The sequence below is a fragment of the Streptomyces sp. NPDC091287 genome, from assembly GCF_044768525.1.
Classification (GTDB): domain Bacteria; phylum Actinomycetota; class Actinomycetes; order Streptomycetales; family Streptomycetaceae; genus Streptomyces.
Map to the genome: position 1 here is coordinate 33,940 of NZ_JBIVUV010000028.1, position 15,055 is coordinate 48,994.

15 protein-coding genes are annotated in these 15,055 nt (G+C 72.0%); 7 read left to right on the forward strand and 8 right to left on the reverse strand.

Translation table 11 applies throughout. The features are described 5' to 3' along the window. Positions 1-188: 188 nt before the first annotated feature. Positions 189-1,727: a S8 family peptidase gene (locus ACIQRW_RS35270; protein ID WP_403768605.1), complete on the forward strand. Its 1,539-nt coding sequence runs from the start codon at positions 189-191 to the stop codon at positions 1,725-1,727. A 71-nt stretch (positions 1,728-1,798) separates the two neighbouring features. On the opposite strand, the gene ACIQRW_RS35275 is transcribed toward ACIQRW_RS35270, so the two are convergent. From ACIQRW_RS35275 to ACIQRW_RS35285, 3 genes are read right to left on the reverse strand one after another with little or no spacing between them, the layout of a single operon-like run. Further along, entirely contained in the window at positions 1,799-2,857 is a 1,059-nt protein-coding gene (locus ACIQRW_RS35275; RefSeq protein WP_403768608.1) for a zinc-dependent alcohol dehydrogenase family protein, read from the reverse strand. 22 nt (positions 2,858-2,879) lie between these two features. Beyond that, positions 2,880-3,587 carry a lysoplasmalogenase gene (locus ACIQRW_RS35280; protein ID WP_403768611.1) on the reverse strand — a complete coding sequence of 236 codons (708 nt, stop codon included), beginning with the start codon at positions 3,585-3,587 and terminating at the stop codon, positions 2,880-2,882. After that, positions 3,584-4,501, reverse strand: coding sequence for a sterol desaturase family protein (locus ACIQRW_RS35285; protein ID WP_403768614.1), 918 nt, complete (start codon positions 4,499-4,501; stop codon positions 3,584-3,586). The genes ACIQRW_RS35280 and ACIQRW_RS35285 overlap by 4 nt, the downstream gene beginning before the upstream one ends. Positions 4,502-4,662: 161 nt before the next feature. On the opposite strand from ACIQRW_RS35285, the gene ACIQRW_RS35290 reads away from it, so the two are divergent. The 6 genes from ACIQRW_RS35290 (at position 4,663) to ACIQRW_RS35315 (ending at position 12,637) form a co-directional block, all read left to right on the forward strand. Then, positions 4,663-7,752 (forward strand): NACHT domain-containing protein, encoded by a 3,090-nt coding sequence (locus ACIQRW_RS35290; RefSeq protein ID WP_403768616.1) that lies wholly within the window; start codon positions 4,663-4,665, stop codon positions 7,750-7,752. A 62-nt stretch (positions 7,753-7,814) separates the two neighbouring features. Then, positions 7,815-8,837: a DEDDh family exonuclease gene (locus ACIQRW_RS35295; RefSeq protein WP_403768619.1), complete on the forward strand. Its 1,023-nt coding sequence runs from the start codon at positions 7,815-7,817 to the stop codon at positions 8,835-8,837. 64 nt (positions 8,838-8,901) lie between these two features. Beyond that, positions 8,902-9,135, forward strand: a complete 234-nt coding sequence (locus ACIQRW_RS35300) for a hypothetical protein (RefSeq protein WP_012381452.1) — start codon at positions 8,902-8,904, stop codon at positions 9,133-9,135. Positions 9,136-9,213: 78 nt separating this feature from the next. Then, positions 9,214-10,017, forward strand: coding sequence for an SURF1 family protein (locus tag ACIQRW_RS35305; protein WP_403768622.1), 804 nt, complete (start codon positions 9,214-9,216; stop codon positions 10,015-10,017). A 66-nt stretch (positions 10,018-10,083) separates the two neighbouring features. Beyond that, complete coding sequence (locus ACIQRW_RS35310; RefSeq protein WP_403768625.1) at positions 10,084-11,877, forward strand: glycoside hydrolase family 15 protein; 1,794 nt, start codon at positions 10,084-10,086, stop codon at positions 11,875-11,877. Positions 11,878-11,881: 4 nt separating this feature from the next. Further along, a complete protein-coding gene (locus tag ACIQRW_RS35315) occupies positions 11,882-12,637 on the forward strand; it encodes an SDR family oxidoreductase (protein ID WP_403768628.1) in 756 nt (251 codons plus the stop codon). A 35-nt stretch (positions 12,638-12,672) separates the two neighbouring features. Here the strand turns inward: ACIQRW_RS35315 and amaP are convergent, their stop codons facing one another. From amaP to ACIQRW_RS35340, 5 genes are read right to left on the reverse strand one after another with little or no spacing between them, the layout of a single operon-like run. Further along, complete coding sequence (amaP, locus tag ACIQRW_RS35320) at positions 12,673-13,251, reverse strand: alkaline shock response membrane anchor protein AmaP (protein ID WP_403768631.1); 579 nt, start codon at positions 13,249-13,251, stop codon at positions 12,673-12,675. 5 nt (positions 13,252-13,256) lie between these two features. After that, the gene (locus tag ACIQRW_RS35325; protein WP_403768633.1) at positions 13,257-13,940 is read right to left on the reverse strand and encodes a DUF6286 domain-containing protein; all 684 of its coding nucleotides are present in this window, start codon (positions 13,938-13,940) and stop codon (positions 13,257-13,259) included. Next, positions 13,937-14,290, reverse strand: coding sequence for an Asp23/Gls24 family envelope stress response protein (locus tag ACIQRW_RS35330; RefSeq protein WP_403768636.1), 354 nt, complete (start codon positions 14,288-14,290; stop codon positions 13,937-13,939). Before ACIQRW_RS35330 ends, ACIQRW_RS35325 begins: the two co-directional genes overlap by 4 nt. Next, positions 14,287-14,478, reverse strand: a complete 192-nt coding sequence (locus tag ACIQRW_RS35335; protein ID WP_012381448.1) for a hypothetical protein — start codon at positions 14,476-14,478, stop codon at positions 14,287-14,289. The genes ACIQRW_RS35330 and ACIQRW_RS35335 overlap by 4 nt, the downstream gene beginning before the upstream one ends. Positions 14,479-14,522: 44 nt before the next feature. Beyond that, positions 14,523-14,993, reverse strand: a complete 471-nt coding sequence (locus ACIQRW_RS35340; protein WP_403768639.1) for an Asp23/Gls24 family envelope stress response protein — start codon at positions 14,991-14,993, stop codon at positions 14,523-14,525. Between the last annotated feature and the right edge of the window lie 62 nt (positions 14,994-15,055).

Here is a 15,055-nt window from a genome sequence, read left to right on the forward strand (position 1 = left end):
GGAGGTGCCGCGGTGCGCCCGGTTGCCCGGAAGTCACCCGTTCGCATTCAGCCGCACAGGTCACTCTTCGAACTCACTTGCCCGTAAGCGTTGATGCGCCGGGATGATCAGCGATAGCTTCACTCGTCATGTACGCGACCGAACACGCCAGGTGTCCGGTCGTTCGGCACGGATGATGTGGAGAACCCATGGCTCATCTGTCATCGAGACGGACCCGCGCACTCGCGGTGCCCGTCGGACTCGCGCTGACCGCCTCGCTCGGCTTCCTGCCGACGGCGACGGCCACGGCGGCGCCCACCGGCGAGCAGGCCGCCGCGAGCGTCCGGACCGACGGGCCGAAGCTGTCCTACGTGGTCAACACCCGCGGCGGACACGGCACCGTCAAGAACGTCAAGAAAGCGATCGCCAAGGCCGGCGGCACCGTCGTCATCGCCTATGAGCAGATCGGCGTCATCGTCGTCCACTCGCAGAACCCCGCCTTCGGCGAAACGATGCGCCGGGTACGCGGCGTGGAGTCCGCGGGCGCCACCCGCACGAACCCGATCGTGCCGCAGGCCACCAAGGACGTCGGTGCGATAGCGCAGCCGCTCACCGCCGAGCAGGCGGCGGCCGCCGCCGCGGACGCGAAGGCCGGCGAGGACCCGCTGGAGCCCCTCCAGTGGTCGCTGCCCGCGATCAAGGCGGACCAGGCACACGAGAAGTCGCTGGGCTCGAAGCGGGTGACCGTCGCCGTCATCGACACGGGCGTCGACGACACCCACCCGGACCTGGCCCCGAACTTCGACAGCCGCGCCTCGGCCAACTGCGTCTCCGGCGCTCCGGACACCACCGCCGGCTCCTGGCGTCCGGCGGCGGGCGAGAGCGACCACGGCACGCATGTGGCGGGCACCATCGCCGCCGCGAAAAACGGCGCCGGTGTCACCGGCGTCGCCCCGGGCGTGAAGGTGTCGGGCATCAAGGTGTCGAACCCGGACGGGTTCTTCTACACCGAGGCCGTCGTCTGCGGGTTCCTCTGGGCCGCCGAGCACGGTGTCGAGGTGACCAACAACAGCTACTACACCGACCCGTGGCTGTTCAACTGCAAGAACGACCCGGACCAGGGCGCCCTGGTCGACGCCCTCACCCGCGCCGTGAAGTACGCGGAGCGCAAGGGCACGGTCAACGTCGCGGCGGCGGGGAACTCCCGCCACGACCTGGCGCTCGACGCGATCGAGGACAAGACCAGCCCGAACGACACCGAGCCGGTGACGCGGACCATCGACCCGAGCGCCTGCCCGGACATCCCGACCATGCTCCCGGGTGTCGTGACGGTCTCCGCGACGGGTGCGAAGGGTCTGAAGTCCTCGTACTCGAACTACGGCAAGGGCATCATCGACGTGGCGGCCCCGGGCGGTGACTCGACGGTCTACCAGACCCCCGAGCCGCCGGCCGTCAACGGGCTGATCCTGTCGACGCTGCCGGGCGGCAAGTTCGGCTACAAGGCCGGTACGTCGATGGCGTCCCCGCACGTCGCGGGCGTCGTGGCGCTGATCAAGTCCCAGCACCCCTACGCCTCGCCGGCCGCGGTGAAGGCGCTGCTGACGCTCCAGGCGGACGCGAAGGCGTGCGGTGAGCCGTACGACATCAACGGTGACGGTGTCATCGACGCGGTGTGCGAGGGCGGCAAGAACTACAACGGCTTCTACGGGGCCGGAGTGGTCGACGCGCTGGACGCGGTGCGCTGGTAGGCACGTGACCGAGCAAGGGGCGAGGGCCCGGGGAGGACGTTCTCCCCGGGCCCTCGCTCCGGGTCGGGGCGCTACGGCGTGATGAGCACCTTCAGCGCGATCCGCTCGTCCATCTCCTTGTAGCCGAGGGGTACTTCGTCCAGGCCGATGGACCGGTCGAAGACGGGCGACGGGTCGATCGTGCCGTCCAGCACGTCGGGGAGCAGTTCCGGTATGTACCGGCGTACGGGGGCGACGCCGCCGCGCAGGGCGATGTTCCGGCCGAACATCACGCCGAGGTCCACGCCGGTGGCGCTGCCGTGCGGAACGCCCACGTAGCCGATGGAGCCGCCGTCGCGGACGATGCCGAGGGCGGTGCGCATCGACTGCTCGGTGCCGACTGCCTCGACGACGCTGTGCGCGCCCTCGCCCCGGGTCAGTTCGCGGACGGCGGCGAGGGCGGCCTCGCCGCGTTCGGCGACCACGTCGGTCGCGCCGAAGCGACGGGCGATGTCGGTGCGCGCGGTGTGGCGGCCGAGCGCGATGACGCGCTCCGCGCCGAGCCGCTTGGCGGCGAGCACCCCGCACAGGCCGACCGCGCCGTCCCCGACGACCGCGACGGTGCTGCCCGGCCCGACGCCCGCGCCGACGGCGGCGTGGTGGCCGGTGCCCAGGACGTCGGAGAGCGCCAGCAGGGCGGTGAGCAGGCGGTCGTCGGAAGCGGCGGCGGCCGGGAGCTTGACCAGGGTGCCGTCGGCGTGGGGGACGCGGACGGCCTCGCCTTGGCCGCCGTCCGACTGCGCGCCGTCCGAGCCGACCGAGCCCCAGAAGCCGCCCTCGGGGCAGGAGGTGGTGAGGCCCTCGGCACAGTAGGTGCAGGTGCCGTCGGACCAGACGAACGGGGCGACGGCCAGATCGCCGACGGCGAAGCCGTTGACGCCGGATCCCGCCTCCTCGACGACGCCGAGGAACTCGTGGCCGATGCGCTGACCTGGCCGCCGGGCGGACTCGCCCCGGTAGGCCCACAGGTCGCTGCCGCAGATGCAGGCCCGCAGGACCCTGAGCACCACGTCGGTGGGCTGCTGGATCCCCGGGTCCGGCACCTCCCGCACCCGGATGTCGTGGGGGGCGTGGATGACGGTGGCGCGCATACGTTCGGGGTCCTTGCCGGTCTCAGACGCTGGTACCCCGTTCACGGTACGCCCCGGTTCGCCCGGTTCCCCGGCCCGGGGGCGCCGTGAGCACTCCGAGGGTCAGCAGGGCCTGGGCGGCGATGTAGGTGAGCATGACCCAGAAGTCGGGGGCGGGCGCCTGCGGCCATTCCGCGATGCCGGTGGCGATGAGGGCGTCGGAGATCAGGAAGAGCGCCCCGCCGGCCGCCGCGTACGGGCCGAGCGCGCCGGCCCGCCAGGCCACGGCCGTGAGCAGCAGGCTGTAGCCGGTCAGCGGGATACGCAGGTCCGCCGGGAGGTCCGGCCAGATCAGCACGAGGAAGACGACCAGGACGAGGGCGTATCCGGCTCCCGTGGCCAGCGGCGCACGGGCCCGGTCGCGGCCGAACAGCGTCAGGTAGCAGACATGACCGACGGCGAAGAAGCCCATGCCGAGGAGGAAGGCAAGGTCGTTGTCGGCGAGCAGGAAGACGTCGCCGCCCCACCCGAACAGCAGGGCCGCGACGAGGAGCCGGGGTCCGCCGCGGAGCGCCGCGTACCCGGCGAGCAGCGGCATCAGCAGCGGCTTGGCGACCAGGTGGACGGTGTCGGCCCCGGCGATCAGCCCGGCCAGGTCGACCGCGGCGGCGAGGAGGAAGGCGAGGAGCACGGGGCGGGCGAAGCGGTCGGCTCCGTGGGTGCTCGCGGGGCGGGAGTCGGTGGCGCTCACAGGGCGCGTTCCGGGGCGGAGGTCTCCACGGACACGTGCGCGGGTCCTCCTGCCGCGTGCCCGGCCCCGGCCCCCGCCTTCGGCGCCGGCTGCCAGCCGGGCCCGCGGAAGACCCGTCCGGCCCGCTCGCTCCAGGTGTCGGCGGCCCGGACGTCCCGGGCGATGGCGACGTACTCATGGGTCGCGACGCGCAGCGGGTTGTGGGTGGAGATGTTCTTGGTGAGCCCGTAGACGGGCCGCTCGGTCTCGGCCGCGAAGGATCCGAACATCCGGTCCCAGATGATCAGGATCCCACCGTAGTTGCGGTCCAGATAGCCGCCTTGGGAGGCGTGGTGGACGCGGTGGTGGGAGGGCGTGTTGAGGACGTACTCGAAGGGGCGCGGGAGCTTGCCGACGCGCTCGGTGTGCACCCAGAACTGGTAGACGAGGTTGGCCGACTGGCAGAACGCGAGCGCCGCCGGGTGCACCCCGCAGGCGATCAGCGGCAGATAGAACGGCCAGACCGTCGCGGAGGTCCAGGGCTGGCGCAGCGCGGTGGTGAGGTTGAACTTCTCGCTGGAGTGGTGGACCACGTGGCAGGCCCACAGGATCCGGATCACGTGGTGGCCGCGGTGGGACCAGTAGTAGAAGAAGTCCTGGGCGAGGAGCATCAGCAGGACGGTCCACCACAGCACGGGCACCCGGAGCGGCGTCAGCTCGTAGACACCCATGTAGATCGCCAGGATGGGGATCTTCCACAGCAGGTCGAAGCCCAGGCTGCCGAGGCCCATGGTGAGGCTGGTGGCGGCGTCCCTGGTCTCGTACCCGGCGGCGTCCTCGTCCGGATGGAGGCGGTAGCTGACCATCTCGATCACGGTGAGCAGCACGAAGGCCGGTATTGACCACAGCACGACATCGGGCAGGTTCGGCTCCATGCGAGCACGGTAGGGCCGCGGGTCGGCGAGGGCTAGACGTTGTTACCCACAAGTATGCGAGACCTGGCGTCAGCAGTCTTTGGCACCTTCTGCCAATCGGCCGCGCCGTAGGATCTGCGGAACGCGCGCCGCCGAAGACAGTCCTGGGGAGAGGAACGCACGTGTCCGGTACGGAAGTTGCCCTGTTACGGCTGGCCACGACGGTGGGCGGCGCGGCCGCGAAGGCGCTGCTGACGCCCAGGCCGGGCGCGGGCCTGGTCCCGGACCCGGTGCGTCCGCTCCCCCGCCCCGCGAAGCCGGACCGGCTGGCCAAGGTGCTCGCGGGCCGCATGGCCGACGCCTTCGCCGACCTCCCCGAACACGAGCGGCTGGCCGCGCTCACCTCCGTACAGGACACGTTCGCGGCGGACGAGCCGGACGCCGGGCTGCTGTTCGCGCTGGAGCTGGACCCCGAGCGGCTGCGCGCCGAGCTGTGGGCTCCCGCCGCCGGGCTCTCGGAGCGGGCCCTCGACCTGTACGAGGACCTGCTCGGCCGCTGTTGCGCGCACCTGGTGGAGCAGCTGACGGCCCACCCGTCGTTCGCGGCGCGGGCGGCGGTGGAGCAGGTCCGCGCGGCGGGCCTGACGCGGGAGCTGGTGGAGGAGGTACGGGACCGGGTCGGGCCGCGCCCGGACGCGGCGGACCTGGAGTTCGAGCGGCGGTACGCGGAGTTCATTGCGACGGCCAACAGCCGGGTGGAGCTGTTCGGGCTGACGCTGGGGCGGTCGTCGGGCGGGTGGCCGCTGGAGACGGCCTACATCAGTCTCTCGGTCAGCGGTTACGAGGTCGCCGGCCCGCACGGTCTGGATCACCCGGCCCGGACCGCGGTCAGGGTCGAACAGGCCCTCGGTGAGGGGGGCCGACTACTGCTGCGCGGTCCGGCCGGTTCCGGCAAGAGCACGCTGGTGCAGTGGCTGGCGCTGAACGCCGCGCGGCAGACGTTCGGCGACGAGCTGGCGGACTGGAACCGGTGCATCCCCTTCGTCCTGCGCCTACGCGCCTTCACGGCCCTCGACGCGCTGCCCGCCCCCGCGGACTTCCTGCGTGCGGCGGGCGTCCCGCTGCACGGGTCGGCCCCGGCGGGCTGGGCGGATCGACTGATGCAGCAGGGCCGGGCCCTGGTCCTGCTGGACGGGGTCGATGAGGTCCCGGAGCGGCTGCGTAAACGCACGGAACGCTGGCTGAAGGACCTGATCTCTGCCTACCCCCGGGCCAGGTACGTAGTCACGACCCGCCCCTCCGCGGTCCCGGAGAACTGGCTGTCCGGCTCCGGCTTCGAGCCACACACCCTGCTTGCCATGGGCCGCGATGACATCCACGCCTTCATCGGGCACTGGCATCGGGCGGCCCGCTCGGAGTGCCGGTCCGACGAGGAACACGCCGAGCTGGCCACGTACGAGAACGCGCTCCGCCGGGCGGTCGGCACCCGCCGGGATCTGGCGCGGCTCGCGACGAACCCGCTGATGTGCGCCCTGCTCTGCGCCCTGAACCGGGACCGGAGGATGCAGTTGCCCCGGGCGCGCAAGGAGCTGTACGACGCGGCGCTGGACATGCTGCTGGTGCGGCGCGACACGGAGCGAGAGATCGTCGGCGTGGAGGGCGTCGACCTGACCCGTGAGGAGCAGACGGTCCTGCTGCAACGTCTCGCGTACTGGCTGATCCGCAACGACCTCGTGCAGGCCGGGCAGGACGAGGCGGTGTCCCTGATCGCCGACTGGCTGCGGCCGATGTCCCAGGTCCGGGGCGCCCCGGAGCAAGTCTTCACGCACCTGCTCAACCGCAGCGGCCTCCTGCGCGAACCGGCGCTCGGCGCGGTGGACTTCGTCCACCGGACGTTCCAGGACTATCTGGGAGCGAAGGCGGCGGTGGAGGACCGCGACTTCGGCGTCCTGGTCCGCCACGCCCACGCGGACCAGTGGGACGACGTGGTGCAGATGGCGGTGGGGCACGCTCGGCCGGACGAGCGGGCGTCGCTCCTCACGGCCCTGCTGGAGCGGGCGGAGGCGGAGCCCGTCCACGAGCACCGGCTGATCCTGCTGGCGGCGGCAAGCCTGGCCCATGCGCCGGAGCTGGACCCAGGGGTGCGGCAGCGGGTGGAGGCACGCACCGAAGGACTTCTGCCACCGGACAGCCAGGAGAGCATCAACGAGCTGGTCACCGTGGGCGAGCTCGCGCTGGAGCTGCTGTCGTCGATGCTGGACGAGCTCACCGAGCGCGAGGCTGCGGCGGTCGTGCGGACAGCCGCGGCGGTGGGCAGCGAAGCGGCGTACGAGCTGGTGAAGCAGTTCCGCGACGACGAGCGGAACCTGGTCACGTACGAGGTCTCCATGGCCTGGGAGCGGTTCGACCCGGACCTCTACGCGCGCGAGATGATGGCGGTCCGCACCTGGGGGACCACCCACGCCTATGTGAAGTCCGACGGTCAGCTGTCCGCCCTGCACCGCATTCCGCAGCTGCACAACCTGAACGTGGCGGGTGACCGCGACGACCTGTCGCCGGTGACGTCCCGGGCCGATGTGCGACGGGTGTTCGTCTGGCACAACACACGGCTGGCCGATGTGCGACAGTTCGCCGCCATGCCGGGACTGCGCGGGCTCGGGCTGAGCACCTGCCCGCAGATCCGGAACATCGAGCCGCTCGCCCCCTCCGGACTGGAATGGCTTTCCCTCATCCAGCTCCATCCGGCGCTCGATCCCGCGCCGCTCGCCGCCATGCCCGACCTCCGGTATCTGGCTCTGGGCCACCCCTTCCTCATGGAGAGCATCGGCGAACTGCCGGTGTGTGAGCAGGTGACCCGGCTCGACCTGCTGACCGAGACCCGGTATCTGGACCTGGAGGGCCTGGAGAGCTGGAAAAGCCTGCGGGATCTGACCCTGTACAGCGGAACCCAGTTCCGGCAGGTCGCCCGGACGCTGGCATTGCACGGCCTGCGGGACCTGGGGCTCATCCGGATACCGGCCCTGGACCTGAGTCTGACGGCGGCTCTGACCGGGCTGCGCGTGCTGACGCTGGCCGATTGCGTCCCTGTCTCCGGGCTCGCCCCTCTCGCGGAACTGCCTTCTCTGACGGCCTTGAGCCTGTCCGGGGGGAACGGGTGCCACGACCTCAGCCCCCTCGCCGCCTCCGAGAACCTGACGATCCACCTGGCTCACGACACCCACGCCACCGGCGCCGAACTCTTCCCGCCCGAACGGATCGTCCGCCTCCCCTGACCGTGTGATCCCCCGGCCGAGGCGACCGAATAGGGGACTGTCAGTCATGGCCCGTATTCTCTGTGACCATGCTCGACGACCGCCAGACAGCCGCACCATGGCCGACCGCCTACCCCCAGGGGTACGCGGTCGTCGACGTGGAGACCACCGGACTCGCCCGCGACGACCGGATAATCTCCGCCGCCGTCTACCGGCTGGACGCCCTGGGCAATGTCGAGGACCACTGGTACACGCTGGTCAACCCGGAGCGGGACCCCGGGCCCGTCTGGATCCACGGGCTGACGAGCGACGTGCTCGAAGGCGCGCCGCTCTTCCCCGACGTGGCCGCCGAGCTGTCGGAGCGGCTCGCGGACCGGGTGCTCGTCGCGCACAACGCGGCGTTCGACTGGTCGATGATCGCCCGGGAGTACGCGCGAGCGTCGGTGATCGCCCCGGTCGAGCACCGGCTGTGCACGATCGCGCTGGCCAAGGAGTTGCGGCTGCCGCTGCCCAACCACAAGCTGGCGTCCCTCGCCGCGCACTTCGGCGTCGTACAGCAGCAGGCCCACCACGCCCTGGACGACGCCCGGGTGCTGGCCGAGGCGTTCCGGCCGAGCCTGCACGCCGCGGCCCGGGGCGGGGTGCGGCTGCCGTTGCTGGAGTGCCGTCCGCTGACCGAGTGGTCCGACTCCCCCGTCACCCCGCGCGTCGGCTATCAGCCCTCCCGGCAGCAGAACAGCTGGCGGCCCTCGCGCAAGCGGCCGGCCTGCCCGTATCCCAATCCGGGGCGGTACGAGAAGGAGAAGCCGCTCCAGCAGGGGATGCGGGTGGCCTTCTCCGGGGACACCTCGATCGACCGGGAGCTGCTGGAGGACCGGGCGGTGGAGGCCGGCCTGCACGTGGCGACCAGTGTGTCGCGGCTGACCAGTCTGCTGGTGACCAACGACCCCGACGCCGCCACGTCCAAGACGCAGAAGGCGAAGGCCTTCGGGACGCCGATCCTGGAGGAGAGCGCCTTCACCCATCTGCTGCGCGACGTGGCCCCCGCCGAACCGCCTCCGGGGGCGACCCTGCCGCACCAGGCCCCCGCACCGTCATCGGAGTGAACCGCTCACGACTCGCCCGGCAGCCGCTCGCCCCGCGACCGCCGGGCGTCCCACCCTGTGGCGCATGGCACGTTGTGAGGTTTGCGGAAACGACTACGGCATGTCCTTCGAGGTGCACGCGCAGGGCGCGGTGCACGTCTTCGACTGCTTCTCCTGCGCCATCCACCGCATGGCGCCGATCTGCGAGCACTGCCGGGTCCAGGTGATCGGGCAGGGCGTCGAGGCCGACGGGCACTGGTACTGCGGCGCCCACTGCGCCCGCGCCGAAGGAAGGGCGGGCATCGTGGACAAAGTCTGACGGAACACCCCGCCGGCGGACCGCTCCGGCACCACCCCTGAGTGCCGCACCCCATGACCCCGGTTGTACGGTCATGGGGTGTACCGCTTCCTGTTGACCCGGCAGTGGGTGATCCTCACCCTGCTCGGCCTCGTGCTGATCCCGACGATGATCGAGCTGGGTTTCTGGCAGTTCCACCGGCACGAGCACCGGGTCGAGCAGAACGGGCTGATCTCGCGGAACCTCGACGCGCGGCCGGTCCCGGTCTCCGAGCTCACCTCTCCCGGGCACACCGTCCCGCGCTCGGACTACTGGCGGGCGGTCACCGCGACGGGGACGTTCGACACGGAGCACGAGGTGGTCGTCCGCCGCCGGACCTCGGACGACGACCGCATCGGCGTCCATGTCCTGACCCCGCTGGACCTCAAGGGCGGCGGCACCGTCCTGGTCAACCGCGGCTGGGTCCCGGCCGCGCCGAACCAGACCTCCTTCCCCGACGTGCCGCCCGCGCCCCGGGGCGAAGTGACCGTCGCCGGCCGCCTCAAGGCGGACGAGACGACCGGCAGCAGCGGCATCAAGGACCTGGCGGGACTGCCGGACCGGCAGGTGATGCTGATCAACAGCGACCAGCAGTCCCAGCTGCTCTCCCGGACGGTCCTCGGCGGATACATCGAGCAGACCGCCCCCCGGCCGACGGGTGATCTGCCCGAGCAGATCGCCTCGCCCGACGACAGCTCGATCGGCCCGCACATGGCCTACGCCGTCCAGTGGTGGCTGTTCGTCGCCGCCGTCCCGGTCGGCTGGATCATTCTCGTACGCCGTGAGAAGCGCGACCGCGAGCAGGCCGCGGCCGAGAACGCGACGGCCGACGCCCCCGAACAGCCCGAACCGGCGAGCGCCTGAGGCCTCCGGCAAACCCTCGGGCCTGATGGCTGGTTGACAAGGGCCCGGTTCGGGAAAACGCCTGGCGTGACCCCACGCATCGAGGACTACGCCCTGATCGGCGATCTCCAGACCGCCGCACTCGTCGGCAGGAACGGTTCCGTCGACTGGCTCTGCCTGCCCCGCTTCGACTCCGGCGCCTGCTTCGCCGCCCTGCTCGGCACCGAGGAGAACGGCCACTGGCGCATCGCGCCCAAGGGGGCCAACACCTCGGACACCTGCACCCGGCGCGGGTACGCGGGTGACTCCCTGGTCCTGGAGACGTACTGGGAGACGCGGAGCGGCACGGTGAAGGTCATCGACTTCATGCCGCAGCGCGACAAGTCGCCGGACCTGATGCGGATCGTCGAGGGCGTCAGCGGCACCGTCGACATGAGTTCGGTGCTGCGGCTGCGCTTCGACTTCGGTTCGGTGGTGCCCTGGGTGCGGCGTTCGCACGGCCACCGGGTGGCGGTCGCCGGCCCCGACTCCGTATGGCTGCGCAGCGAACCGCCGGTCAAGACGTGGGGCCAGCAGTTCAGCACCTGCTCCTCGTTCACCGTCGCCGAGGGCGAGAGCGTGGCGTTCGTGCTGACCTGGCACCCCTCGCACTCGCCGCGACCGAAGCTGATCGACCCGCGCAAGGCGCTGAAGCACGCCCTCCACGACTGGGCGAAGTGGACCGACCGCTGCACCTACGAAGGCCCCTACCGCGATGCCGTGCTGCGCTCCCTGATCACCCTGAAGGCGCTGACGTACGGCCCGACGGGCGGCATCGTGGCGGCCCCGACCACCTCCCTGCCGGAGGAGATCGGCGGCGTACGGAACTGGGACTACCGCTACTGCTGGCTGCGGGACGCCACGCTGACGCTCGGGGCGATGGTCTCGGCCGGTTATCTGGAGGAGGCGGAGGCATGGCGCGACTGGCTGCTGCGGGCCGTCGCCGGGGACCCGGCCGACCTCCAGATCATGTACGGGCTGGCGGGCGAGCGGCGGCTGCCCGAGACGGAGCTGCCCTGGCTCGCCGGGTACGAGCACTCCCGGCCGGTGCGCACCGGCAACGCGGCGGTCCGTCAGCGTCAGCTCGATGTGTACGGCGAGGTCATCGACGCGCTCCGGCTCGCCCGCGTCGCCGGTCTCGGCGACAAGCCGCACGCCTGGAACCTCCAGCTCAGCCTGCTCGGCTTCCTGGAGTCGACCTGGCGCGAGCCGGACGAGGGGCTGTGGGAGATCCGCGGCCCCCGGCGGCACTTCGTGCACTCCAAGGTGATGGCCTGGGTCGCCGCCGACCGGGCGGTGCGCTCGCTGGAGGAGAATCCCGAACTGCCCGGCGACGCCGACCGCTGGCGGGCGATGCGGGACGCCGTGCACGCCGAGGTCTGCGAGAAGGGGTACGACCCCGAGCGGAACACCTTCACCCAGTCCTACGGGTCACGGGAGCTGGACGCCTCGACGCTGCTCATCGTGCGGACCGGGTTCCTGCCGCCGGACGACCCGCGGGTGATCGGCACGGTGGACGCGGTCCGCGCCGAGCTGGGCAGCGACGGGCTGGTCCGTCGCTACAGCACCCAGGGCGCCTCCGTGGACGGACTGCCGGGCGACGAGGGAGCCTTCCTCGCCTGCTCGTTCTGGCTGGTGGACGCGTTGCAGCGGATCGGCAGGCCGGACGAGGCGCGGGAGCTGTTCGAGCATCTGCTGGAGCTGCGCAACGACGTGGGCCTGCTGGCCGAGGAGTACGGCGTGGCGGCGGGGCGGCAGCTGGGCAACTTCCCGCAGGCCTTCAGCCATATCGGACTGGTGAACTCCGCTGTCGACCTGGCCGGGGAGGACCCGGCAGGATAGGGCCATGGATCTTGGACTGAAGGACCGCGTCTACATCGTCACCGGAGCGACCCGGGGCCTCGGCAACGCCACGGCCCGCTCCTTGGCCGCCGACGGCGCGAAACTGATCATCACCGGCCGGGACGAGAAGTCCGTCGCGGAGGCCGCCGCCGAGCTGGGCCCGGACGCGGTCGGGCTCGCCGCCGACAACGCCGACCCGAGCGCCGCTCAGCGCCTGGTGGACACGGCGCGGGAACGCTTCGGACGGCTCGACGGCATCCTCATCAGCGTCGGCGGACCCGCCCCCGGCTTCCTCGCGGACAACACGGACGACCAGTGGCAGACGGCGTTCGAGACGGTGTTCCTGGGAGCGGTACGTCTCGCCCGGACGGCCGCGGCCGCGCTCGGCGAGGGCGGCGTGATCGGCTTCGTGCTCTCCGGATCGGTCCATGAGCCGATCGCCGGGCTGACCATCTCCAACGGGCTGCGCCCCGGTCTCGCCGGTTTCGCCAAGTCGCTTGCCGACGAGCTGGGCCCGCGCGGCGTCCGGGTGGTGGGCGTGCTGCCGTCCCGGATCGACACCGACCGGGTCCGCGAACTGGACGCCCTGTCCGGCGACGCGGAGGCCGCCCGCACCGCGAACGAGGCGCGGATTCCGCTGCGGCGCTACGGGACGCCCGAGGAGTTCGGGAAGACCGCGGCCTTCCTGCTCTCCCCCGCCGCCTCGTACCTGACGGGAATCATGGTCCCGGTCGACGGCGGAGCACGGCACGGCTTCTGACCCGCCCCACCGCTCCCCAGGTGCCCTCAGGGCCGTCAGGACACCCGCTCCGCGCGGTGCTTGACGGCCCTGAGGCGCACCTCGGCGGGAAGTCCGTCCAGACCGGCCGAGTCGCGTGCGTGCGTCAGCGCCCCGTCGGCGACCGCGTTCAGCGTCCCCAGGGGCGCGGCGTGCGGTTCCATCAGCAGGCGGACCCGGGCCCGGGGCGCGGTGCGGCGGCCGGTCAGCATCGCCTGGGCGCGGGCCACTCCGTCCAGTGCTTCCGCCTCCCCGGCGAGGACGCCCTCCAAGGCGCGGCCCCGCAGCTGTGCCCCTTCGCCGTCGCCACTGTCCACCAGTACGTCGGCGAGCCGGCCGCGGCGGAGCTGGGCGAGGAACCACCACAGGGCGAGGATCACGAGGACGGCGAGGACGGCGATCACCGTCGGCCACCACCAGCCGTCGTCGCGCCAGCGCTGCCGGTCGGCCGTGCTCAGCAGCACGTCGGTCTTGCCGTCCCAGGGCCACCAGGACGGCACGGAGGCGCCGAGGCCGGCGGCGAGCACCGCTCCGCCGACGACGACCAGCACCAGCCCGGCCAGGGCCAGCAGGACCCGGTTCACGGTGGAGCGCATGCGGCTCATCCTTTCTTCGCCGGTCGGTGCACCTGGACGGAGAGGGCCGGCGGACGTGCCAGGCCCAGTTCCCGGACGGCCTTCTCCAGCACGGCGTCCAGGTCGGTCCGCACGTCGTCGAGGTCCCGGAAGTGGGAGAGCGCGCGCACCTTCGCCTTCCGCCGTCCCATCCTGACCCGCACGGACTGCACGCCGGACACCTCCACGGACCGGTCCCGCAGGACCAGTGCGGCAGCGGTGCGGTCGAGTCCGGCCCGGACGTCGGCGCGGTCGCGACGCATCGGCAGCAGGTCGCGCAGTCCGGGGGTGAGGGCGAGGAGGATCAGCCAGAGGCCGATCAACGCCGCCACCCCGGCGCCGATGAGCACCGCGACGTCGTCCAGCCGCTGTTCGGCCAGTCCGTCGGCGAGGGAGCGACGCCACCGCATGGCCGGGTGGTCGGCCCGTACGGCGGCGATGTCGTAGAGCAGCAGCCCGGCCCCGCCCAGGAGTACGAGGGCCAGCAGGGCGGCCGGGACACGGCGGGCGGACCAGAAGCGGCCGGCGGTGCCGTCGCCCTGTTCCAGGGTGGGGACCGGTTCGCGGGCGTCGGCCGTCGTGTCCGGGGCCTGCCGGATCGTGTCGCCGTCGCCCTGTCCCACGGTGGGCATCCGCCGGGTGGAGCCGGTCGGTTCACCGGGTTCGGTCATCGGATCCTCCCCTGTGCGGCGGCGCTCGCTCCGGCGGGGTGCAGCCGTTCGACCTGCACGGCCACCTCGGGCACCTCCATGCCTGCCAGTGCCTTGACCCGCTGGGCGACCCGGCGGCGTACGGCGCCGCACTGGCGGCCGATGTCGCTGGGGTAGCCGAGCTCCAGGCTGACGCGGACCCGGGCGGCGTCGCGGTGCACGGTGACCGTGGCACGCGGCGACGCCCCGTCAGCGGGCGGTTCGCCGATCGCCTCCTTCGCCGCCTGGGCGGCGATCTTGGCGACGACGCGGTCGGCGATCCGGGTCTCGCCCCGTTCGGCGGCGGCGACCCGGCCGGTCACCGCCGTCACCGTCGCCGGTCGCCGCGCTCGCGACTCCGGAAGAAGTCGCCGGGTTCCAGGTCGCCGTCCAGGAAGCGGCCGGCGATGAAGCCGACCGCGCCCAGCGCGGCCACCAGTACGAAGGCTCCGAACCCGCCGAAATACCCGGCGAACCCGAGCGCCATGCCGGCCAACAGACCGGCGACAGCCATGCTCATCGTGTTTCTCTCCTCAACTGGCGTGCGACGGAGATGCGGAAGGGCTACTGGACCCGCTGTTCGGACTCGTCCTCGTCGTCCTCCTCGTCGGGCAGCTTGACGTCGCTGACCGCGATGTTGACCTCGACGACTTCGAGTCCGGTCATGCGCTCCACGGCGGCGACGACGTTCTCACGCACGTCGCGGGCCACGTCGGAGATGGACACGCCGTATTCGACGACGATCTCCAGGTCGAGGGCCGCCTGGGACTCGCCGACCTCCGCCTTCACACCGCGGGTGACGGACTTGCCGCCGCCGGGGACCCGGTCGCGGACAGCGCCGAACGTCCTCGACAGGCCGCTGCCCATCGCGTGGACGCCGGCCACGTCGCGTGCCGCCATCCCGGCGATCTTCTCGACGACGCCGTCGGCGATGGTGGTACGGCCCCGGGTGCCCGGGTCGCCGCCGCCGCGCCTGCCGAGGTTCTTGCCGCCCGAGCCGCTGTCGGGGTTGTTGCGCTGGGAGCTCTCAGTCATCGCCGGTCTTCCCTTCGGGACTGGTTTGGACTTCCTTGCCCACGTTAAGTGCGCTTTCCCCA